This is a genomic window from Eubacterium sp. AM05-23, from assembly GCF_003477535.1.
GTDB classification, from domain to species: Bacteria; Bacillota; Clostridia; order Eubacteriales; family Eubacteriaceae; genus Eubacterium; species Eubacterium maltosivorans.
Map to the genome: position 1 here is coordinate 92614 of NZ_QUDF01000012.1, position 21393 is coordinate 114006.

General features: G+C 41.2%; 19 protein-coding genes and 3 pseudogenes. 15 read left to right on the forward strand and 7 right to left on the reverse strand.

Annotated elements, in window-relative coordinates; translation table 11 throughout:
• Positions 1-20: 20 nt before the first annotated feature.
• The 4 genes from DW091_RS15740 to DW091_RS15755 are packed head-to-tail and all read right to left on the reverse strand — an operon-like array spanning position 21 to position 3719.
• Positions 21-638, reverse strand: coding sequence for a response regulator transcription factor (locus tag DW091_RS15740; RefSeq protein WP_058693590.1), 618 nt, complete (start codon positions 636-638; stop codon positions 21-23).
• The gene (locus DW091_RS15745) at positions 638-2668 is read right to left on the reverse strand and encodes an ATP-binding protein (protein ID WP_082669209.1); all 2031 of its coding nucleotides are present in this window, start codon (positions 2666-2668) and stop codon (positions 638-640) included. Before DW091_RS15745 ends, DW091_RS15740 begins: the two co-directional genes overlap by 1 nt.
• A gap of 16 nt (positions 2669-2684) precedes the next feature.
• On the reverse strand, positions 2685-3548 hold the full coding sequence (locus DW091_RS15750; RefSeq protein ID WP_118518636.1) for a hypothetical protein: 864 nt from the start codon (positions 3546-3548) through the stop codon (positions 2685-2687).
• A gap of 15 nt (positions 3549-3563) precedes the next feature.
• Complete coding sequence (locus DW091_RS15755) at positions 3564-3719, reverse strand: hypothetical protein (protein ID WP_118518637.1); 156 nt, start codon at positions 3717-3719, stop codon at positions 3564-3566.
• Positions 3720-4470: 751 nt separating this feature from the next.
• Here DW091_RS15755 and DW091_RS15765 point away from each other — a divergent pair.
• From DW091_RS15765 to DW091_RS15805, 9 genes and pseudogenes are all read left to right on the forward strand, one after another.
• Positions 4471-5246, forward strand: a pseudogene (locus DW091_RS15765) (enoyl-CoA hydratase-related protein).
• Between the two features lie 9 nt (positions 5247-5255).
• A pseudogene (locus tag DW091_RS15770) lies at positions 5256-6812 on the forward strand (CoA-transferase).
• Positions 6813-6853: 41 nt separating this feature from the next.
• Positions 6854-7994 (forward strand): annotated as a pseudogene (locus DW091_RS15775) (acyl-CoA dehydrogenase family protein).
• 209 nt (positions 7995-8203) lie between these two features.
• Positions 8204-8626: a MarR family transcriptional regulator gene (locus DW091_RS15780; RefSeq protein ID WP_058693593.1), complete on the forward strand. Its 423-nt coding sequence runs from the start codon at positions 8204-8206 to the stop codon at positions 8624-8626.
• A 166-nt stretch (positions 8627-8792) separates the two neighbouring features.
• Positions 8793-10151 carry a sodium-dependent transporter gene (locus DW091_RS15785; RefSeq protein WP_058693594.1) on the forward strand — a complete coding sequence of 453 codons (1359 nt, stop codon included), beginning with the start codon at positions 8793-8795 and terminating at the stop codon, positions 10149-10151.
• Between the two features lie 108 nt (positions 10152-10259).
• The gene (locus DW091_RS15790) at positions 10260-10829 is read left to right on the forward strand and encodes a nuclease-related domain-containing protein (protein ID WP_158501296.1); all 570 of its coding nucleotides are present in this window, start codon (positions 10260-10262) and stop codon (positions 10827-10829) included.
• Positions 10830-10933: 104 nt separating this feature from the next.
• A complete protein-coding gene (locus DW091_RS15795) occupies positions 10934-11938 on the forward strand; it encodes an NERD domain-containing protein (protein WP_118518640.1) in 1005 nt (334 codons plus the stop codon).
• 176 nt (positions 11939-12114) lie between these two features.
• Entirely contained in the window at positions 12115-12816 is a 702-nt protein-coding gene (locus DW091_RS15800; RefSeq protein ID WP_118518641.1) for an ABC transporter ATP-binding protein, read from the forward strand.
• Positions 12816-15092 carry an FtsX-like permease family protein gene (locus tag DW091_RS15805; protein ID WP_118518642.1) on the forward strand — a complete coding sequence of 759 codons (2277 nt, stop codon included), beginning with the start codon at positions 12816-12818 and terminating at the stop codon, positions 15090-15092. Before DW091_RS15800 ends, DW091_RS15805 begins: the two co-directional genes overlap by 1 nt.
• Positions 15093-15099: 7 nt before the next feature.
• Here DW091_RS15805 and DW091_RS15810 read toward each other — a convergent pair whose 3' ends face one another.
• On the reverse strand, positions 15100-15681 hold the full coding sequence (locus DW091_RS15810) for a TetR/AcrR family transcriptional regulator (protein ID WP_118518643.1): 582 nt from the start codon (positions 15679-15681) through the stop codon (positions 15100-15102).
• 185 nt (positions 15682-15866) lie between these two features.
• Here DW091_RS15810 and DW091_RS15815 point away from each other — a divergent pair, with 185 nt between their 5' ends.
• The 5 genes from DW091_RS15815 (at position 15867) to DW091_RS15835 (ending at position 19003) form a co-directional block, all read left to right on the forward strand.
• Positions 15867-16304 carry a rhodanese-like domain-containing protein gene (locus DW091_RS15815; RefSeq protein ID WP_074617501.1) on the forward strand — a complete coding sequence of 146 codons (438 nt, stop codon included), beginning with the start codon at positions 15867-15869 and terminating at the stop codon, positions 16302-16304.
• Positions 16305-16309: 5 nt separating this feature from the next.
• Positions 16310-16726 carry an Rrf2 family transcriptional regulator gene (locus DW091_RS15820; protein ID WP_058693601.1) on the forward strand — a complete coding sequence of 139 codons (417 nt, stop codon included), beginning with the start codon at positions 16310-16312 and terminating at the stop codon, positions 16724-16726.
• Between the two features lie 21 nt (positions 16727-16747).
• The gene (locus tag DW091_RS15825) at positions 16748-18112 is read left to right on the forward strand and encodes an FAD-dependent oxidoreductase (protein ID WP_118518644.1); all 1365 of its coding nucleotides are present in this window, start codon (positions 16748-16750) and stop codon (positions 18110-18112) included.
• Between the two features lie 38 nt (positions 18113-18150).
• Positions 18151-18468 carry a thioredoxin gene (gene trxA / locus DW091_RS15830; protein ID WP_058693603.1) on the forward strand — a complete coding sequence of 106 codons (318 nt, stop codon included), beginning with the start codon at positions 18151-18153 and terminating at the stop codon, positions 18466-18468.
• A gap of 184 nt (positions 18469-18652) precedes the next feature.
• On the forward strand, positions 18653-19003 hold the full coding sequence (locus DW091_RS15835; RefSeq protein ID WP_058693604.1) for an Hpt domain-containing protein: 351 nt from the start codon (positions 18653-18655) through the stop codon (positions 19001-19003).
• Between the two features lie 66 nt (positions 19004-19069).
• Here the strand turns inward: DW091_RS15835 and def are convergent, their stop codons facing one another.
• Entirely contained in the window at positions 19070-19525 is a 456-nt protein-coding gene (def, locus tag DW091_RS15840) for a peptide deformylase (protein WP_058693605.1), read from the reverse strand.
• A gap of 177 nt (positions 19526-19702) precedes the next feature.
• On the opposite strand from def, the gene DW091_RS15845 reads away from it, so the two are divergent.
• The gene (locus DW091_RS15845) at positions 19703-20461 is read left to right on the forward strand and encodes an SDR family oxidoreductase (RefSeq protein ID WP_058693606.1); all 759 of its coding nucleotides are present in this window, start codon (positions 19703-19705) and stop codon (positions 20459-20461) included.
• 46 nt (positions 20462-20507) lie between these two features.
• Here DW091_RS15845 and DW091_RS15850 read toward each other — a convergent pair whose 3' ends face one another.
• Entirely contained in the window at positions 20508-21365 is an 858-nt protein-coding gene (locus tag DW091_RS15850; RefSeq protein ID WP_058693607.1) for an AraC family transcriptional regulator, read from the reverse strand.
• Positions 21366-21393 lie beyond the last annotated feature (28 nt).

The following is a 21393-nucleotide window of genomic DNA, read 5'->3' on the forward strand; positions in this document are numbered from 1 at the left end:
GTGATGGCACTGCTTTTATTTTATTCTTCTTCAGGTAAAATTTGGATTATACCAAGCTTAATGCCCTCAACAACAGCTGAGGAAGCATTTTGAACACCTAGTTTTTTGTAAATATGCTGCATCAGGGTTTCTACGGTTCGTTTGCTGACGGACAGTTTTTCGGAAATTTCACTTCGGTTGAGCCCCTGGCTGACGAATACCAGGGTTTGAATTTCTTTTGGTGACAGGTACCCATGTTTTGGACGGGCAGGTATCTGCTTTTCCTGTTCCAGAGGCTCAGCGTTGACAATTTTTTTCAGAGCAGCGTAGAGCTCTCTGGGGGCAATGCTTTTATTAAAAAAACCGTTCGCCCCTATTTCATTGGCCTGATATTGGTATTCAGCCAAATCAAAGCCTGTTAAAAAAACAATAGGAATTTTAGGATAGCGTTCCTTAACCTGTCGTCCAATGTCCAGACCATTGACGCTGCCAAGATGGATATCCAACATAACCAGGGAAAACACTTCTGTTGCCAAAAAAGGCCACAGAGAGTCAGGAGTTTTCAAAATAGCTACTTCCTCAATATCTTCAAAACGTTCTAAAACAACCTTTAGACTTGTGGCAAAAAGATCGTGATCATCAACTAATAAGAGCTTCATTAAATTTTATCCTCCTGTTTTTTTCTGGGAAAAGTCATTTTGATACAGAAACCCTGATTGAGGGCTCCCTTAGTTTGGAAACTCCCACCGAGAAAGGTAATTTCCTGTTTTATTTTTACAAGGCCCAGGTGGTTCTGGGCAATGTCTGTAAATGAAAAATGCTCAGTATCAACACCGACGCCGTCATCTTCAATTGTCAGACAGAAATGATTGTTTTCATGACTTTCTATCAGTGATATCCATATATTTTTTGCTTTGGCATGCTTGAACACATTTGTAACCAGCTCCTTCAATATGCGGTAGACCATAAATTTTTCATCAATGGTGATGTCGCTATCCTCGGGAAGCTGTAAATCAACGGCAATGGCCTGCCCATAGCTTTGGTTTAATTTGCCGACAAGATTAATCATACTGTCGTCTAATGGCGTAACGGTTAAAAAAGAAGGGTAAAGCTCGAGCATCTGCTGCCGGAGCGATAAACTGATTTTACTTAAAATTTCATCAATGAGATTAAGGGTTTCCTCTGGCCCATCCAAGGTAGAGGAAAGATTTTTTATGCTGAGAACATCCTGTAATATGTCATCGTGTAAATAGGATGAAAGGTTTTTTTTATCTTTTTCTGCCAAATCAAGGCTTTCAAGATAGGCCAAACGTTCAGAGGCAGCAAAGCTAGACAGAATATTATGATTTTGTTTTTCAGACATCCAGATACTGGTCACGAGGATATCCGTGATGGTCTGTGAATAGCTCTGAAGTGTCAGCATTTCTTTTTGGTCAAAGGCAGAGAAAGAAGGGCGGGATAAAATAATGAGTCCAACTTTTTTCTGGAGTCTGACTAAAGGTATGCTGATACAATTTAATTCACGATCAATAAAGAGCTTTGGTGATTCATTAACCAAATTTTCTTTTTTAATACTCGATAAGCTGAAATTTGAGAGACTGCCTTCTTTACTTAAAAAAATCGGATTATTCTCCTCCTTTAGCCAAATAATAGCAATGCCTTCAAAAGCCACTCCTGTTTTAAGAATTTCACTTACAAGAGTCCCTGTTTTTTCAAGCTGGTCATAAGAAAGGAGCTGTTTGGTAATATCTATCTTTTCCTGCTCAAAATTCTGAAGAATTTCTCCAAGTTTTTTTTGGCGATAGAACAAGTAGACGGAAAAGGAGAGGTCATAAAGTATAATAAAGACAAGCATAACATTATTAAAAATAAACAACTCCGTATACTTTGGCTGAAAGATAAAAAATAATGTCAGGTCAATACATAAAAACGAAAAGCATAAAATCCAGAAATTAGTGAAAGGATTTATATTCCATCGATCCCGAATCTGTAAGTTTTGCTTAATTAAAACATGAGTGAAAATAAGCGGCAGGACAAGTAGAAAGTAAAGTGTCCAGTCACCAAAGGATGGAGGGCTAAAAGCTGGCAAAATAAAACGCGGCAAAAAGGTAAGAAGTAAATAGGGCAGAAAGGAGCCCAAAATGCCAAAAACGATCAGCCTTACCGTTTTGGTGATATAGTGAGAATGATAATATCGGTAGTATACATAAAAACAAATGTATAAGGCAGAGAGGACGTTAGTAAAAAACAGAACAGCTTTAGCCAAAATGATATCAGAAATATTCATATAAACAATATAAGTACATGTATCTAAAAATAGTTGAAAAAGGATATAAAGTTTGTATCTTTTCCAAAAACGAGGTTCAGCCAGGCTCAGGAAAAAAATCAGAAGAAAAAATGAAAAATAGAACATTAATAGATCCGCTGCATAAGCATAGTTAAGGTCTGCAAACATCAATAAAATTAGAATCCAATTAATTACAGCGAGTAAAAGAATAAACAAAGCGATGGACAGGTTATTTTTTGTGTTTAATAAACAATAGACAATCAATAAATTTAATATAAAGGTTAAATTGCTGACGATTATCGGAAGGAAAAGCACCTTATAATTTAACAGGCCATAAATATAGATAAGCAGGGACAATATCAAATAGAGTATAATAAACAAGTGTTTTTTATAGGTCATCATAATGAATCCTTTAAATTTAGCTTATATAATGATAAAATTGTTCAATAACGCTTTCAGAATTTGGAAAGGATTTATTTAGGCATCGATAAGACTCCTTTTTACATTGGTTTGAAACATACTGGCAGTACTCAATCGCACCAGAGTCACAAATAAATTTTCGAATATGATCAAAATAGCTGAGATCACTGTGCACAAAATAATTTATAAAGTAACGAAAAATTTTTGGTTCACTATGTCTGGCGGCTTCAAGCCCCTTAATGACTGGAAGCGTTGCTTTTCTATCCCAAAGGTCAGAGCCGGAATCTGAAATGATGTTTGCCAGATCATTTTTTAGCTGATTTGACGCAGCAAAAAAATAGGAAAAAGCAAAAAGATCCTTTTGTTTCTTTTTTGCAGAGATCTGAACAATGGCATATAGAAGATAAACGGAGCGGTCAATACCACTGGTAAAATAATCCATCTCCGAGGAATTCAAGGTCAGCTTATTTTTTATATCCTTTTCCTGCGCGGATAACGATTTTCTGAGCGTATGTGTAAAAAGCTCTTTAGTCTTTAGAGAATCCAGACAATCATAAATTGAGCGAAGGCTGTAGTTTATAAATTTACGTGTAAAGCAGACAGGATCAGCAAGTGCATTAAAACTAGGGTTGTCGCCGTCCATCAAATCATCCAGACAATCAGTTGCAATGATAAACGCCTCGATTTTTAAAGCGAAGTCATAATCCTTTTGAACTAATGCTGTGATATCTGTATTCTTTGATATTGCATTTAAATAGAGGCTGAACTTTCCCCAACTAAAAGAGCCTTTTAACTTATTAAAAAATATCTCTTTTAAATAAGAGATATTTTCTTTGATATGAGTATCGTTATCAAATTTCATTATACTAATTCTGTTTTACCAAGAAGCATTTTCCAGATTTAGTTTGAAACTATCGGCAATTTCTTTAAAGGTTTCTGGAGATAATTTTTCTTTCCAGTCATCGAGTTTGGTTTCATTTTTTTTAATTGATTGAACAATATCCCATACGTCATAGTTCATTGTAGCTTCCACTTTTTTCTCCTTTAATTATTAATTTTCGTTACTTATATTATAAAGCTATTTTAAAAAATAAGCAATGAGATTTTGAAACTTGCACTTTTTACGTATATCTTTTTTAAAAAAAATAATATAAAATAAAGACAGGAATTAATATGTATAAAGGGCAATGACATGAAAGAAAGAATGAGGATTGCTTTAAAAGTAGCAATTACAATGTTTTTTTTATTATTGATCAATTTAGCGGCTGATCCACATCAAGTTAGCTATTCATTGATTGTTTTTCTTTTTGTTTTAACAATGGTTGTGATCTTGTTGATTTTGTTAATCTATTTTCGGACAAACGGTAACGAGCGAAGAAAAGAGAAATTTTAAAAAAAGCGTTTTATGCAGAAAATAAGAATAAGTTTATAAAAATAATGAAATTTGCACTTTTTACGTATATCTTTTTTTTAGAATACAGTGTAAAATATAAAACGTATAGGATTTATTCTCTTACAAGTCCCCTCTCTCCACCATCAATGGTCTCCCAATGTATTGATGGTGGTATTTTTTTAGAAATTTCAAAAATTTTGAAAAGCTCTTGACAGAAAAGAGTGTGGATGTATATTATAGCCAACAAGTAATTTGTATACAAGATATTTTTTATAAAGAAACGTCGAGAGATGGTTTTTTATAACCTATATAGATTGCGTGCTATCTATTTTTGTACAAAATATGTACATCCAAGATTTTTATATAAAATGGATTTTTAGGGCGTTCTAAAATGAACAATTTATTATTTAATGTGGAAAATGAAATTGGTGTGATTACAATTAATCGTCCGAAAGCGCTCAATGCTCTGAACAGTGAAACACTTTCAGAATTAAAGTAGCTTGTAGGCAAAATCGAGGAATGTAAAGACATTAAAGCTGTAATCGTAACCGGATCTGGCGAGAAAGCTTTTGTAGAAGGTGCAGATATTGCAGAAATGGTGAATGGTACTCCGGCAGAAGGACGGCAGATGTGTCTGCTGGCCCATGAAGCATTTGCGAAGCTTGAAAATATTCCACAGGTGACAATCGCAGCGGTTAATGGCTACGCTTTAGGGGGAGGCCATGAATTATCTATGGCCTGCGATATTCGCATTGCGGCTGATAATGCAAAGTTTGCTCAGCCAGAGGTAAATCTTGGAATACTTCCTGGTTTTGGAGGAACTCAGCGTTTACCGAGACTTGTAGGAAAGGGGAGAGCAAAAGAACTGATTTTTACAACAGATCAAATTGATGCACAGGAAGCTTATCGGATTGGTCTGGCAAATAAAGTTGTCCCAAAGAATGAGCTTATGAGCAGCTGCTTGAAAATGGCAAAAAAATTATCAGCAAAGCAAGCTATGCAGTAGCGCTGGCAAAATCGGCTATAAATACCGGTATGGATGTTGATCTGGCTTCAGGTTGCAGATTTGAATCAGATCTTTTTGATCTGGCATTCTCCACAAATGATAAAAAAGAAGGTATGAGTTCATTTCTGGAAAAAAGAAAAGCTGATTTAAAGGATTTTTAGGGTGATGAAATGAAACATATACCTGTTTTAACACCCAAACAAGCAGCGGATTTGGTTCAAAACAATCAAATCATTGTTACTGGAGGCTTTGTGGGGAGTTGCTGTCCTGAAACACTGACAAAAGCATTGGAAAAATGCTTTTTGGAAACTGGGGATCCTGAAAATCTGACCTTGATTTACGCGGCAGTCCAGTGCAACAGGGATGGCAGTGGTGCGGATCACTTTGCCCATGAGAGAATGGTAAAACGTGTTATCGTCGTTCACTGGAATATGGTTCCTCAGCTTGGAACAATGGTAATTGATAATAAAATAGAAGGTTATAATCTGCCGCAGGGAACCATCTCTCAGCTTTGCAGAGATATTGCGGGAAATCGTGTCGGAACAATTAGCATGTCGGTTTAAATACCTTTGTCGATCCCAGAAATCAGGGGGGGGACTAAATGAGATCACCAAAGATGACATTGTTGAGTTGATTGATATTAATGGCCAGGAAAAATTACTTTACAAGGCATTTCCGGTCAATGTTGCTTTTTTAAGAGGAAGCTATGCCGATGAATATGAAAATATTACGGTTGAAAATGAGGTCGCTTCTCTTGGGGGAACTTCCATTGCTCAAGCGGCTAAAAACAGCGGCGGAAAGGTAGTGGTACAGGTCGAAAAAATTGTATAGGGTGGCAGCCTTGATCCAAGGTTGGTAAAAATTCCCGGAATTTATGTTGACGCTGTCGGTGTTGCGGAAGAAGGGGATCATCAGCAGTGTTTCGGACATTCTTTTGATGCCTCACTGACAGGTACAACACAGTCACCGCCTGATGATACAAAAGCAGACTGTATGTGTACCAAAAAGATTATCGGAAGACGGGCCGCGCTCGAGCTTAGGGAAGACAGTGTAGTTAATCTCGGAATTGGTATACCTGAGTATATTTCTCGTGTCGCAAATGAAGAAGGAATTGGCGATTATATGACGTTGACTGTTGAGGCCGGTCCGATTGGCGGCGTTCCACAGGGGGGGGATCACAGTTTGGCGCAGCACTCAATCCAGAGTGCATTTTGGATCAGGCTTATCAGTTTGAGTTTTATGATGGTGGTGGAGTCGACTTGGTATTTTTAGGACTGGCTCAGGCAGATGAAAAAGGAAATATTAACGTGTCCAAATTTGAACCAAGAATTGCAGGGTGTGGTGGATTTATCAATATCACACAAAACGCAAAGAAGGTTTACTTCTGTGGTACTTTTATCGTTGGAGGGCTAAAGACCGAGATTAAAGAGGGAAAAATCAAAATTATTCAGGAAGGAAAATCTAAGAAATTCATAACAAAGGTAGAGCAGATTACCTTCAGTGGAGATTATGCTAATAAAACTGGCCAGCCGGTTATGTATATTACTGAGCGCGCTGTTTTCGAACTGAGAAAAGACGGTGTATATCTCATTGAAATTGCCCCGGGGATTGACATGCAAAAAGATGTCCTTGATCAAATAAACTTTGTACCTAAAATGGATGGAGAGCCGGCGCTCATGGATTGGAGGGTTTTCCGGGACGAGTTAATGGGAATAAAAAGTAATTAAAAAGTTTTTAAATATTAAAATATATATAAAGGAGTTTTTAAATAGATTTTCAGTTAGATGATAAAAGATTGGCATTACAGAAGGCTGTACGTGAATTTGCGGAAAAAGAATTATTGCCAGGTGTCTGAGAAAGAGACGAGAAAAGTACTTTTCCGGTTGACGCTTATAAAAAAATGGGTGAAATGGGGCTGATTGGCCTTCCTTATCCAAAAGAATACGGCGGACAGGGCGGAGATTATCTTGATTATGCCATTGCCATTGAAGAAATTGCCAAAGTTGACGGATCGTTTGCTATTTCTTACTCAGTATCAACCTCTCTCTATGGTGGGAGCATATCTAACGCTGCTTCGGAAGCGCAGAAAAGAGAATGTTTACCGCCAGTATTATCGGGACAAAGTTTTGGGGCATTTGGCCTAACAGAACCGAATGCTGGCTCAGATGCCGGCGGATGTATCACCGCCGCAGCCAGAGAAGGAGACCACTACATTTTAAATGGTGCTAAGTGCTTTAATACAAATGGGCCTTTGGCAGATTATTTTGCAGTTTATGCTTTAACTCAGCCAAAAAAGAAAGCTAAAGGATTATCCTGTTTCTTAGTTAAAAAAGGTACTACGGGCTTTTCAATTGGCAAAATTGAAAATAAAATGGGGATTCGTGCGGCACAGGTGTCTGAGCTCATCTTCGATAATTGTAAAATTCCGGCAGAAAACCTGATGGGTGAAGAAGGACAAGGGTTTAAGGTAGCCATGAAAACCCTTGACGGGGGGGCGTATTGGGGTTGCTGCACAGGGACTGGATCTAGCAGAAGGTGCCTTTGAAATCGCCAGGAAATATTTAATGCAGCGCGAGCAGTTTGGCAAACCATTGTATAAGAACCAGTACCTTGCTTTTAAAATGGTCGAGCTGGAGTGCCAGATTGAGCAGGAGCGACTAATGCTATACAAAGCAGCATTGGATAAATCAGAGGGAAGACCTTATACTTTATCAGCCGCAAAAGCAAAACTACTCTGTACCGATGCCGCAATGCATGTAACCACAGAAGCTGTGCAGATGTTGGGCGGGAATGGGTATATGAAAGACTACCACGTAGAACGTATGATGCGTGACGCTAAAATCACTCAGATTTACGAAGGAACTAATGAAATCCAGAAGCTGGTTATCAGCGGTCAGTTGTTTAGATAATGAATCTTAGGACACTTCATTAATAAAATGCTATACGCCTGATGTAAGAATCCTGTATTACAGACTTTTACGTAGAGCTCCAAAACTCCTGATGGTTTACCAATCAGGAGTTTTTGTGCGAATTCATTTGACAAAAAATAATGGATAAAATATAATTATTTAAAATGTAAATATTTCTGTAACAAAAGAATTAGAATAGAGGATTTTTTATGGAATTACAAGATTGTATAAATTTTTTATTGACGATAGCCCAGCATAATGTTTTTCAATATCTGAGTCAAAAGTTGGCGCCTTATGATATTACGCCCTCTCAGTATGGGGTGTTGAACTGCTTATGGGGCAGGGATTACAATACTCCTAAGCAGATCGCAGATACCTTATGCCTTGAAACTTCGACGATTTCGGGGGTTTTGGACAGAATGCAGAAAAAAGGACTGATTGATCGAATCGTCAATGTAGAGGATCGCAGAGAAGTCCAGGTTATCGCGACGGAAAAAGGAAATCTGCTGGAAGAACCTGTTTTGAAAATTATTGAAGAGGTCAATATTGAGGCGCTGAAGGACTTGAACAGCGAACAGCAGGAACAGCTTAAAACCTATTTGCGGATTATTGCGAATGGAGATTTTAAATAAAAGGTGATTGGGGTCGAAAGCACACAGGCAGTACACTGTGTGCTTTTTTGCTGTACATTAAAGTGGTTTTCGTATATAATAAAAAATTGGTGCGCTAAAAGGCAATAAAACAGCCTTTAAAAAATTGAGGCACATAAATTTAAGAGTGAGGAGCGTTTTTGATTTAGTGGAGAATCGAAAAAGAAGTCAGTTTTCAGGAAAGCTTGGTTTTGTCCTGGCCGCTGCGGGTTCAGCAGTTGGGCTTGGCAATATATGGCGCTTTCCATATTACGCCGCGAAATATGGCGGCGGAGCATTTATTTTAGTTTATATTATTTTAGCATTGACTTTTGGTTATACTTTGATGACAACGGAGATCGCAATTGGAAGAAAAACCCGATTGAGCCCCATTGGCGCTTATAAAAAATTAAACTCAAAGTCAGCCTTTATTGGTGTTTTTGCAGTCGTCGTAGCTGCGATTATTACACCGTATTACAGTGTGATCGGCGGATGGGTTATTAAATATCTGGCTGTTTTTGCGACTGGTGGGATGAAAGAAGCGGCAACCGACACATTCTTTTCAAATTATATCAGTACAAGTGCAGAGCCTATTATCTGGATGGGGCTTTTTATCTTAATCGGAGCTGTTATTCTGTTCGGCGGTGTTAAAGGAGGAATTGAAAGAGCCAGTAAAATACTAATGCCTGTCCTGGTTCTTCTGACGATTTTTCTGGCCGGTTATTCTTTTACTCTGCCAGGTGCGCTCGACGGCTTTAAATACCTTTTAATTCCTGATTTTTCGAGGTTTTCAATTATGGGTGTGGTGGCCGCCATGGGACAGATGTTTTATTCAATGTCTCTGGGGATGGCCATTATGGTTACCTATGGATCATATATGAAAAAGGATGAAAACATCGAAAAGTGTGTCGGACAAATCGAGATCTTTGATACTGGCATTGCAATACTGGCTGCAATGATGATCGTTCCGGCGGTTTTCGCTTTTTCGGGTGGAGATCCGAGTGCGCTGAACGCGGGTCCAGGCCTTATGTTTATCACACTGCCTAAGGTCTTTGCTTCCATGCCCATGGGCGGCGCCATCGGTGCAATATTCTTTGCGTTAGTATTGTTTGCGGCGCTCACCTCAGTTATTTCGTTAATGGAGGCAATCATCAGCGCCGTATGCGATCAGTTTAAACTGCCGAGAAAAAATGCTGTTTTTATGGTGGCGCTTCTTTGCTTTGTTGTGGGCATGGCGCCAAGCCTTGGTTTTGGTCTGTGGGACAGCGTTCAAATTTTTGGTTTGCAGATTCTCGACTTTATGGATTTTGCATCGAATTATATTCTGATGCCTTTGGGCTCCTGCCTGACATGTATTTTGGTTGGTTGGATGATCAAACCGGATTTTGTCCTGAGTGAGCTTAAATCTTCAGGCGAGTTTAGAAGAGAGAAGCTTTATGTTTTTATGCTGAAATACATCGCGCCTGTCTTTACCATTGCGATTATGATAGCTTATATACTGGATACCTTTAAAATAATAAAGCTGTAAAAAGGCGGAGAAAAGATGCTGTGGTTAATTTTATTGGTGTTGCTTTTTGTTGCGGTGATAAGCTTTAATCAGTATACAAAAAATAAAAAGAAATATAAAGCTGGCGAAATGGGTGAAACAGAAGTTTACCAGCTTATCACTCAAATAGCGCCGAGAAGCAGTGTAATTCTGCGAAATATTTATCTGCCTACAAGCAAGGGAACCACAGAAACGGATCTTCTTATGCTTACCCGAAAGGGAATATTTGTCTTTGAGATTAAAAATTATCGCGGCATTATTTATGGAGACGAACGGTACAATGAATGGATTAAGGTCCTGGGCAATGGAAAAAAAGTATCTTTCTATAATCCTGTGTGGCAAAATGAGGGCCATATCAGGGCATTACTGCGTCTGTTTCCAGAAATTAATCCACGGTTTGTTTATTCACGCATTGTGTTTTGCGGCAGCAGCGAAATAAAAAGAGTGAGGATCAAAAATCGCAGCGTTCGGGTTTTAAAAGATACAGAGCTAAAAAGAAAAATGAAGTGGAAGCTCCGTTTTAGTTTTAATAAGTTTTCAGGACGAGAGCTGGCATTTTTTGAACAGGAGCTCCAGAAGTTTACAGACATGAATGGGCGGACAAAGCGAAAACACAAGAAACAGGTTAAGAGCCTGAAAAGACAATATCCTGCCGGATAAATTTAAGGGCACGACGAAACAGGCTGCAATATAAATCCTATTGCAGCCTGTTTTTTATATGTGAAGTTATAGTATAATAAGAAAAAAGAAAGGGGGAGCGATTTATGCTAAAGGTTTTGATGGGATGCTTTTATCTGCTGGTACTGGTTGTTTTTGCATTTGTTATGGTGAAGTTTATAAGCCGGCGTATGAAAAGTACATTTAAGCCGCGAAAATCAAACGTTGGCTATGCTGCCGAGATCAATCCTAAAACAGCAGCTCCCCAGCTTCTGAATCAAATACTTTTAATGCTTCCAGGTGAGAACAATGAGGTTCTATCACGCCTGTCAGTTCTTGCGGAAGATGGAAACCAGGCGGAGATTGATGTTTTATTGATCTGCCCAACGGGAATATACTTATTTAATTCAATAAATGAGTCCGGTTATGTTACGGGTGGCGAAAAGGACAGGCAGTGGTATGTTTTAAATGAAGATGGCAATAAAAAAGCGTTTAAAAATCCTCTTGATGAAAACAGATATAATATGCAGGCCCTGCTTAGGCGCTATCCTGAAATTAAGGAAGAGTGGGTGTTTGACTATGTTGTTTTTAGTAACCGCTGTGGGATAAGCGATGTACATCTGGAAACAACATCTCCTGTACTGAACAGGAAAATGCTCTTTGAAACGCTGCGCGGCCAGATAGCAGAACAGTCTGTTATTTTAACGCCAGAGCGGATCCAGTATCTTTATAATCGGTTGAAGCTCTATACAGCCGGAGAAAGCACAGCGTCGTCATCGCTTCAGAGGAAAGCCGATAAGCCATTTTACAAGGGTGGGGCGGCCGAAATCTACGAGGTAAAGGTTCCAGATCTTACTCGATTTTCACCGGAAGATCAATGCCTTAAAAATAAGCTGATAGCTTTTGTCAAAGAACAAAGTCAGAGAGAGCAGACTACCGCGGCGGAGGTTTTGGACAGGGAAACCATTGAAAAGCTTGTTAATATGAAGCCTGAAACCCGGATTGAACTGGAAACCGTTCAGGGAATGGATAAAAAACGGTGTGAAAATTATGGAGATTCCATTATAAACATTATAAAGCAGCACGATGATGAAACGACCAATAAGCGTTAATGAAAAAGACAGTCTGAGAGGGCTGTCTTTTTTGCCGTCAAAAATGAACGCTTGTTAACTAATGATTTTATATGCGCCGGCAGCATTTACACCGGCTGTTTTTTCGCCTATAATCAAACCACATTATCCTATCAGTTACCGTGCGCACGATTGACGATTAAAATTGGAGGTAAAAGATGGGCTTTATTGAATTGGAAAAAATAACAAAAGAATACTTTATGGGCGATCAAAAAATTCTGGCGGTTAATCAAGCCAGCTTTTCGATTAATCAGGGCGAGCTGGTCGTTATTTTGGGGCCCAGCGGTGCAGGAAAAAGCACAATCCTGAATTTATTGGGAGGGATGGATACCGCGACCAGCGGGCAGCTCTTTGTTGACGGACAGGATATCACAGCGCTTAAAGAAAGCAAGCTGACAGATTACAGAGCGTCGGAGATTGGCTTCGTGTTTCAGTTTTATAATTTAATTCCAGCGTTAACCGTTTATGAAAACATTGCGCTGATAAAAGAAGCTACCTCAAAGGCACTCGAGCCGGAGGGTGTTTTAAAATCGGTTGGCCTGTGGGAGCGCCGTCACCTGTTTCCCACGCAGATTTCTGGCGGAGAACAGCAGAGGACAGCGATCGCGCGCGCATTGTGCAAAAATCCCAAGCTGTTATTGTGTGATGAACTTACGGGAGCCCTGGATTCAGAGACTGGGATAGTGATCTTAACGCTGCTCCAAAATATGAGCCGTGAAAAAGGACACACCGTTGTCATTGTCACGCATAACGCAGCGCTTGCAGAGATGGCTGATAAGGTAATCCAAATTAAAAACGGCCGTGTCGCAGACATTACACTCAATACTGCGCCGAGAAATGTAAGCGAGGTGAGGTGGTAATGCTACTACGAAAAATGCTGCGCGATTTGAAAAACAACGCGGCTCAATTTCTGGCCATATTTCTAATGATTTTTTTAGGTGTTTTTATTTTTTCAGGGATGACCAGTATTGGACAAGGGATGAAGCAATCAAGCCAGGATTATTATGATGAAACAGACCTCGCTGATGCCATTGTTTACAGCAGTTTTTTTACAAACCAGGATTACGAACAGCTGAAGAATATTTCTGGGATTGAAACCATAACCAAAAGATTGCAGTTAGATACGGCCTATGAATCGGACAGCGCGACAACTTTGCAGCTCAATGTTATCAACAGCGATGTCCTATCCGGGTGCTACTTAGTGGAGGGAAAAGCTTTTGATAGCAGCAGTGATGGTATTTGGCTAGACAGTGAGTTTGCAAAGGCACATCAGATAAAAACAGGCGACACGATGAGTGTTACCTGCCAAAACAATGTGCTTACCAAAGAGGTAAAAGGTCTTGTGATGCAGCCTGAATATTTGTACGCTGTCAAAAATAATAATGAAATTATTCCGGATCATACCCGATATGGCTATGCTTTTATGCCAGAAAAGGCCTGGAGCTTTGGTCCGGTACCATATACACAGGCGCTTATAAAAACAGGAGGGCTTTCTAAAAATGATCTGGAGAGCCGGATAACAGAATCCCTTCCTGACAGAGTAGTGATGCTTGTTATGCAGGAGAATATTCCAAGTGTCGCAATGTTTCGAAATGAGATTGATCAGATGAGAGCTGTGGGCTCGGTCTATCCAGTGGCTTTTCTGATAATTGCCATACTCACGACATTAACGACAATGACCAGGATAACAGCAGATCAAAGAGTCCAGATTGGAACGTTGAAAGCGTTGGGAATACGAAACAGAAAAATTACGCTGCACTACCTGTCATTTGGACTTTCAGTGGGAGGCGCAGGCAGTACACTCGGTGTTTTTACCGGGCCGGTTTTTCTTCCGCCGCTGGTTTTTGGATTCCAGAAATCAATGTATACAATGCCGTGGTGGAACAGTGCAGTGACACCGTCGGTTTATATCATGGCGTTTTTGTGCCTCATGATTTGCTGCAGCAGCTGTTACTGGGCGAGCCGCAAACAGTTAAAGGGAGCAGCGGCGGAGACGCTTCGGCCAAAAGCGCCCAAGACCAGCCGGCATTCAGCAATAGAGAAAAGCTGTTTTTGGAAACGTCTGGGCTTTTACAGCCAATGGAATATCCGGGATGTCCTAAGAAATAAGCTACGTTCATTCATCACCATATTTGGTATTGTGGGCTGTATGATGCTTATTCTGTGCGGCCTGGGAATGCGTGATACTGTCAGCAATCTTGCTGATACCATGTACGGCACGCTTCAAACCTATGAGACCAAGGTGAGCTTATCTGAGAAATGTACGGACGAACAGATAGAACAGCTTAAAAAAGAAAAGAACCATCAGTTTTTACAGGAAGCTGTGGTAGAGATTGAAAAAAATAGCGGAAAGGATACACTTGCTCTGTCCGTTTTTGATGAAGGACCTTATTTTACTTTTCAGGATACGAAGGGAAACACACTTTTATTGCCAGAAGACGGGGTTGTCATGACGCGTAAAACAGCTGAGAGTGAAGGGCTTTCAGTTGGTGATGTGATCAGATGGCGCAGCTATGGAAATCATAACTGGCATACAGAACAGATCAGGAAGATCATACAGACACCTTTAGAACAGGGGGTATACATGAGCCGTACAGCCTTTGAAAAAAGCGGTGAAAGCTTTGAGCCGACAGCCTTTGTAACCGATGAGGAGGCTGGAAAATTTGGGGGGGAAGCCTATGAGACAGTTCAGTCCAGAGAGGACTTAATGGCATCGCTCAACAGTATGCTTGAGATGATGAATGCTATTATCCTCATTATGATCGGCGCGGCCATTATTTTGGGACTTGTGGTTCTTTATAATCTTGGGGTGCTTTCGTTTCAGGAAAAAATGCGTGAGCTGGCAACTTTAAAGGTTTTGGGGTTTCAGCATAAACGGCTGACTAAGCTGCTGCGCAGGCAGACGGTCTGGCTTTCTATTGTGGGCATCGCTGCCGGAATCCCATGCGGCTATGGGCTGGTTGCGTATATGCTGCTTTTTATGGGGGATACCTTGGACATGCAGCCCAAAATAGAACTGTGGTCCTATACGCTCAGCAGCACAGGAATTTTTGCAATTTCACTTTTGGTAGGCTGGCTTGTATCCAGAAAGCTGAAGCGGATTGATATGGTCAGCGCCTTGAAATCTGTTGAATAAGGGCATATCAGGAATTTGTAAGGTTTGGGAGACCAAAAGCAAGGGTGACGATATAATCGTAAAGATCCTGCTTGCGTTCTTCCAGACTTTTGCTGCTTTTTGCAATTGAAAGGAAGGCCGCAATGGTTCCCGTAAGCATTGCAGCGCTGAGATTATCATCCTGAGGAAGCCCGAGATGCTCGGCAAGATGCTCAGAAAAAAGCTTAAGCAGGCGGTCGCGTTGAAACGTATATTTTGTTCCCTCACAGCCCTCCAACAGAATGACGATCCCTTTGCTCATCAACAGATTTAAAGGGAAAACTTCAGGAAGAATATCGCCGATCATTGCGAGATAATTATCTTTGGTAAAGGCGCCAACCGGAAATTCCCGGTGCCTTTTGATCATGGCGTTGATTTTTTCAGGAATATCGCCGATCACTGCGTCGAGAAGAGCTTCTTTATTTTCAAAATAATTATAAATATTACCCAAAGTGGTGTTGGCTTTTTTGGCAATGGTGCGCATTGAAGCATCTTTATAGCCGCGCTTGTAAAATTCACCCTCTGCCGCCAAAAGAATCTCCTGACGTATCTCTTCTTTTTTTATTTGCATGGGTACTCCATTATCAGTTTAAAATCTACAGATGAGGCCGTGCCTGATGTTGCTTTAAGTACTAGTATAGCATATATGTTTGGCAATAATAACATGTTTTTTTAAAAAGAGCTTGACAAAACAAAGTGTAACTTTTATAATTACAATCAAGAAGTGTAACAAACGTGATTACAAAAGGAGGGTTTATGAGGAAAAAGGGTATAATCATTTTAATGCTGCTGGTATTAGCAGCATCAATATATACAGGCTGTACAGCAAAGCCCTCTGGAGGCAGCAGCCAATCTGAACAAGAAGGAGATAAAAATACGGTGAAAGCAGAATATCATAAAATTTCTCAGGATGAAGCAAAAAAAAGAATGGATGAGCATGAAAATATTGTAATTGTCGATGTGAGACAGGAAAATGAGTATAAAGAAGGGCATATAAAAGATGCGGTTTTAGTCCCGCTGGATACCATCGGTGATGAGAAGCCCGAGGCGCTGCCGGACTTAAACCAGGAAATTCTGGTGTATTGCCGGAGCGGGAAGCGCAGTGAACAGGCATCAAGGAAGCTGGTAGCTTTAGGCTATACCAATATCTATGATTTTGGTGGGATTAACACATGGCCCTATGAAACGGAGTGATTAAATTGACTGGCGAATTTAGTATTGCGGTTCACGCCCTGGTCTTTCTGAACCACCATCAGGGTGAGATTTTATCCAGCGAGGCCCTTGCCGAAAATGTATGTACCAATCCTGCAAGAATCCGCAAGGTGATGGCAAAGCTAAAAAAAGCAGGATTGGTTAAAACAAAGAGCGGCAGTGAAGGTGGCTATTATTTTGACTTAGACCCTTTTGCGGTGGATCTTCGTTCGATCTGTGAAGCGATTGGCGGAAAGGTAGTTTCGACCTCGTGGCGCTCCGGGGATTCGGAAATGGATTGTCTGATTGCCTCTGGCATGGCAGATATAATGGATGAAATTTTTATGTCCCTTGACGCAGTTGGAAAAAAGGAGCTGGAAAAAACAACAGTTGGCGATATAGACCTTAAAATTTTTGGTTCATAAAAAAATAACAGGAGAGAAAAAATGAAACACTATGATGCAGTGATTATCGGTTTTGGAAAAGGTGGAAAAACGCTGGCGGGCAGCTTGGCAGGTATGGGAAAAAAGGTTGCTATGATTGAAAAATCAGATAAAATGTACGGCGGAACCTGTATTAATGTCGGGTGTATCCCTACAAAGTCGCTGGTTAACAGCGCTAAGGCTTCAGTCATTCAAAAACCAGGCAGCTATGATGAAAAGAACCGCCTATACTGGGAAGCGGTGGAGGAAAAGCGCCGGTTGACAGGCATGTTGAGAAAAAAGAACTTTGATAAGCTGAATGATTTAGATAATGTGACAGTCTATAACGGCCTTGGCAGCTTTGTATCCGCCAACCGTGTAAAGATTGAGACCGCGGAGGAAACCTTTGAGGTTGAAGGCGACCAGATTTTTATCAATACCGGATCCGTTTCAGTGATTCCGCCCATTAAGGGTATTGAAGGAAATCCTTATGTTTATACCAGTGATTCCCTGATGGAGCTTGACGTACTGCCGAAGCGTCTGGCAATTATCGGCGGAGGCTATATTGGACTGGAATACGCATCAATGTATACAGATTTTGGCGCAGAGGTTACTGTATACCAGATTGAGGATAAATTAATCCCGCGTGAAGACCGTGACATTGCAGAAGCGATTCAAAAGGCATTTGAGGATAAAGGGGTGCGTTTTGAAATGAACGTCCAAACCGAGGAAATCGAAAATGCCGGGGACGAAGCAGTCGTGCATTATAAAAAAGACGGCACAGCACTGTCAGCCAGCGCAGACGCGGTCTTGATTGCCACTGGCAGGAAACCAAACACAGATGGTCTTAACCTCGAAGCCGCCGGTGTTGAAAAAACGCCAAGAGGCGCAGTCAAAGTCGATGAAAAGCTTCGGACAAGCGCTCCCAATATCTGGGCAATGGGCGATGTCGCGGGGGGATTACAGTTTACTTATGTCTCATTGGACGATTTTAGAATTGTCAAGGATCAGCTGGCAGGCAGCGGTAAACGCGCCAGCAACGACCGGACAGTTCCCTACAGTGTCTTTATTGATCCGCCGTTTTCACGCGTTGGTCTTAACGAAGAAGAAGCAGCAGCTCAGGGTTATCATGTGAAGATTTCCAAACTGCCCGCCGCAGCCATACCAAAGGCCCAGGTGCTGAGGAAACCAGTGGGTCTGTTAAAGGCTGTTATTGACGCCGATACGAATAAAATTTTAGGAGCCATGCTTTTCTGTGAAGAATCCTATGAAATGATTAACATTGTGAAACTGGCAATGGACGCAGGCCTGGATTATACAGTCTTAAGGGATCAGATCTTTACACATCCTACGATGAGTGAAGCACTGAATGATTTGTTTGCAGTATAAAGAATAATTTAATAAATATAGACAAAGGAGTAACGATAATGGCAAGAGTAATTAATACACAGGAGTTTAATGAAGAAGTATTGAATGGAAAGGGTGTTGTGTTGGTCGATTTTTTCGCGACATGGTGTGGGCCCTGTAAAGCCCTCTCCCCGATTCTCGATGAACTGGCTGAAAAGGTAAAAGATGTTAAAATTGTTAAGGTGGACATTGACGCGGACAGCGATTTAGCTTCTGAATACCGCGTTATGAGTGTTCCGACACTAAAAATCTTCAAGGACGGCGAAGTAAAAGAAAGCCTTGTGGGCGGGCGTCCCCTTGAAGAGCTGGAAGCTAAGCTGGCAGAATACCAGTCTTAACAGAAGGCGGAGCAGTACTGAGATGTTGGGGACTGTATAAATCAATGTTTGAACAGTTGTCTTTAAAGCAATTATACTTCTTGTCTTTTTCAGTGGGCTGTACTATAATTTAATATAACGTTAGTATTATCTTGGTCGGTCAAAAGTATGTAAGATGATAAAAAATGAGAACAGGAGAGACAAGATGGATATTTTAGAAGGGCTGGGATCAATTGGAATTGATTTGGAAACAGTCTTGCAGCGTTTTTCTAACAATGCAGCCTTACTCGAACGCTTTGTACTCAAATTTCCAAAGGATGAAACCTATGATGCGTTAAAACAGGCAGTGGCAGACAAGGATTATGAGCGTATTGAACGTGAGGCCCATACATTGAAGGGAACAGCCGCAAACCTTGGGTTTGATCTTCTGAGTGAAAGAGCGGCAGAAATGGTGGAAAAGGTACGAAGGAATGATTGCGCAGACCTTGAACCTGTTTTTGAAGCCTTAAGCGAAGAATATGGAAAGATTATAGCAGTGATTGAAGGCAAGGGCTGAGCCTGCCATTGAATCGGAATGCTATTTAAAAAGAGTACCGCTTATAAAAGAGGTACTCTTTTTGATTTAGAGATCGACATACTCAATAACCTTATCGGTAAAAAAGATGCCGTCCAGATGGTCGAGCTCATGGCAGAAGCATTTTGCCAGCAGTCCTTCCGCTTCTTTCTGGAGCACCTCCCCCTCTGGTGTCGTGTACTCAACGACAACGCGTTCGGGGCGTTTGACCTTTCCCCATACATCGGGAGAGCTCATGCAGCCTTCAACAACAACGCGTTCGCCCTCCGCTTCGATGATCTTTGGATTAACTAGCTGGTAGAGGCCTTCCCCTACATCAATGACAACCACACGTTTTAGTACGCCTACCTGGTTGGCGGCAAGGCCGCCGCAGTTTGGAAGCTGGTACATGGTTTCTGTCATGTCTTTTATTAATTCCAGTGTTCGTTCATCAATGGTTTCAACAGGACGGCATTTTTTGTGTAAAATGTCGTCTGGAAGTTTTCTTATTTGTCTAATGGCCATAATGATAACCTCAATATTTTAAATTTAATGCTTTGAAAATTGTATCCTAATTTTTTAGCTATGTCAACGCAGGCTGAAAGACAAATATTTAACAATTATTTACAGATATAAAAAAATACTTTATAATACCCCGAAGATAAAGAAAATTTAATCTTTGACACAGAAAGGATGACTAAAATGAGAATGAAAAACAAAGTCGTTATTATAACTGGCGGCGGTAAGGGAATCGGTTTTGGCGTCAGCAAAGCCTTTGCCAGTGAGGGTGCCTCCCTTGTACTGACCGGAAGAACTCCTTCTACCCTCGAGCAGGCAAAAGAACAACTCGAGTCGGAATACCATGTTGAGGTGCTGACAGTAACAGCGGATGGAAGCGACGAAGCCGCAGTTAAAAACGTCATTGAAAAGACCGTTGAACGTTTTGGACATATCGATGTGTTAATCAACAATGCACAAACCTCAAAATCCGGCGTGCTTTTGCAGGATCACACAAAGGAAGACTTTGACCTTGCCATCAATACAGGACTTTACGCGACATTTTTCTACATGAGAGAAGCTTTTCCGTATCTCAAGGAAAGTCATGGCGCCATCATTAATTTTGCTTCAGGAGCCGGTTTGTCGGGAAGAGAGGGACAATCCTCCTATGCTGCAGCGAAAGAGGGAATCCGGGGACTGTCAAGAGTAGCGGCTACGGAATGGGGACAGTACGGCATTAATGTCAATGTGGTCTGCCCCCTGGTAGAAACACCGGGGTTGGCAAAATGGAAGGAAGAGTATCCGGAGCTATACGCAAAAACCATTAAGGGCGTACCGCTCGGCCGTTTTGGTGACGCCGAAAAGGATATTGGACGTACCTGTGTTTTTCTGGCCAGTGAGGACGCTTCTTTTATCAGTGGTGAAACCATTACGCTTCAGGGAGGCTCTGGGCTTAGACCATAACAGAAAAACAGACCATTCTTATTTTGAATGGTCTGTTTTTGTATTTCTATTTTTTTGAAACCGGCAGCCAGACCTCACATCGGTAGTCCTCTGCCTGCTGGTCGCCTTCGCCGTAGACCTCGATATCCGGCGCGTTGGCGTATTCATAGCCAGAGTTTGGCAGCCACTCGGTGACAATGCGGCGCTGCAGGGTCTGGATGGCCTGAGGCATAGGGCCGATGCACTCAAAAACAGCCCATGTGGCGGCAGGGATGGTGAACTCAGTCATCCCCTGCGGCAAAGATTTGTCTGTCGCAACGGCAATATAATAGTCGAAGGTTTTTTCGTTCATGCTGGAGCTCACTCCCAGCACACCAAAGGGCTCTTTATCCATAAGCGGTACAAGCTGTGGGATCAGGTTCTTTTTGGCAGCCTCCTGCCAGAGAGCAGGAACCTTTTTATAGCTCTCCTCAAAGTTTACGTCCAGTGATTTGCACACACCTACAATTCTAAATGCTTGTTTTTCAATAATTTTGTAATTCATTTCGGTATCTCCTTTAATTGAAATAGAGAAGGTAATCCGTGGATAGGCTTTCAAAGAAATTCCTTTTGATCTGGCGGAAGAGGGTGGTACACTGTGAACACTCTGGAATGCGCGGGTAAAAGCGGTAGGGGACTGGTACCCATATTTCAGTGCGATGTCCACTACCCTTGCAGCAGTTGTCTGAAGCTCAAATGCGGCTGCGGTCATGCGGCGCCTGCGGATATACTCGGAAAGCGGTATATCTGCAATGTATGAAAACATCCTTTGAAAGTGAAAGGTTGAGCAGCAGGCGATTTTGGCAGCTGTACTATAGTCAATGGTGCCGCTCAGGTTTTCTTCAATGTAATTGACAGCCTGGTTGAGTCTTTGAATCCATTCCATGTTTAACACTCTCCTTACAACAAAAGTT

What these genes read in the sequence shown, in the direction of transcription:
- DW091_RS15740 (WP_058693590.1), bottom strand. Translation starts at nt 638, where the DNA reads ATGAAGCTCTTATTAGTTGATGATCACGATCTTTTTGCCACAAGTCTA.
- DW091_RS15745 (WP_082669209.1), bottom strand. Translation starts at nt 2,668, where the DNA reads ATGATGACCTATAAAAAACACTTGTTTATTATACTCTATTTGATATTG.
- DW091_RS15750 (WP_118518636.1), bottom strand. Translation starts at nt 3,548, where the DNA reads ATGAAATTTGATAACGATACTCATATCAAAGAAAATATCTCTTATTTA.
- DW091_RS15780 (WP_058693593.1), top strand. Translation starts at nt 8,204, where the DNA reads ATGGAATTACAAGATTGTATAAATTTTTTATTGACGATAGCCCAGCAT.
- DW091_RS15790 (WP_158501296.1), top strand. Translation starts at nt 10,260, where the DNA reads ATGGGTGAAACAGAAGTTTACCAGCTTATCACTCAAATAGCGCCGAGA.
- DW091_RS15795 (WP_118518640.1), top strand. Translation starts at nt 10,934, where the DNA reads ATGCTAAAGGTTTTGATGGGATGCTTTTATCTGCTGGTACTGGTTGTT.
- DW091_RS15800 (WP_118518641.1), top strand. Translation starts at nt 12,115, where the DNA reads ATGGGCTTTATTGAATTGGAAAAAATAACAAAAGAATACTTTATGGGC.
- DW091_RS15805 (WP_118518642.1), top strand. Translation starts at nt 12,816, where the DNA reads ATGCTACTACGAAAAATGCTGCGCGATTTGAAAAACAACGCGGCTCAA.
- DW091_RS15810 (WP_118518643.1), bottom strand. Translation starts at nt 15,681, where the DNA reads ATGCAAATAAAAAAAGAAGAGATACGTCAGGAGATTCTTTTGGCGGCA.
- DW091_RS15815 (WP_074617501.1), top strand. Translation starts at nt 15,867, where the DNA reads ATGAGGAAAAAGGGTATAATCATTTTAATGCTGCTGGTATTAGCAGCA.
- DW091_RS15825 (WP_118518644.1), top strand. Translation starts at nt 16,748, where the DNA reads ATGAAACACTATGATGCAGTGATTATCGGTTTTGGAAAAGGTGGAAAA.
- trxA (WP_058693603.1), top strand. Translation starts at nt 18,151, where the DNA reads ATGGCAAGAGTAATTAATACACAGGAGTTTAATGAAGAAGTATTGAAT.
- DW091_RS15835 (WP_058693604.1), top strand. Translation starts at nt 18,653, where the DNA reads ATGGATATTTTAGAAGGGCTGGGATCAATTGGAATTGATTTGGAAACA.
- def (WP_058693605.1), bottom strand. Translation starts at nt 19,525, where the DNA reads ATGGCCATTAGACAAATAAGAAAACTTCCAGACGACATTTTACACAAA.
- DW091_RS15845 (WP_058693606.1), top strand. Translation starts at nt 19,703, where the DNA reads ATGAGAATGAAAAACAAAGTCGTTATTATAACTGGCGGCGGTAAGGGA.
- DW091_RS15850 (WP_058693607.1), bottom strand. Translation starts at nt 21,365, where the DNA reads ATGGAATGGATTCAAAGACTCAACCAGGCTGTCAATTACATTGAAGAA.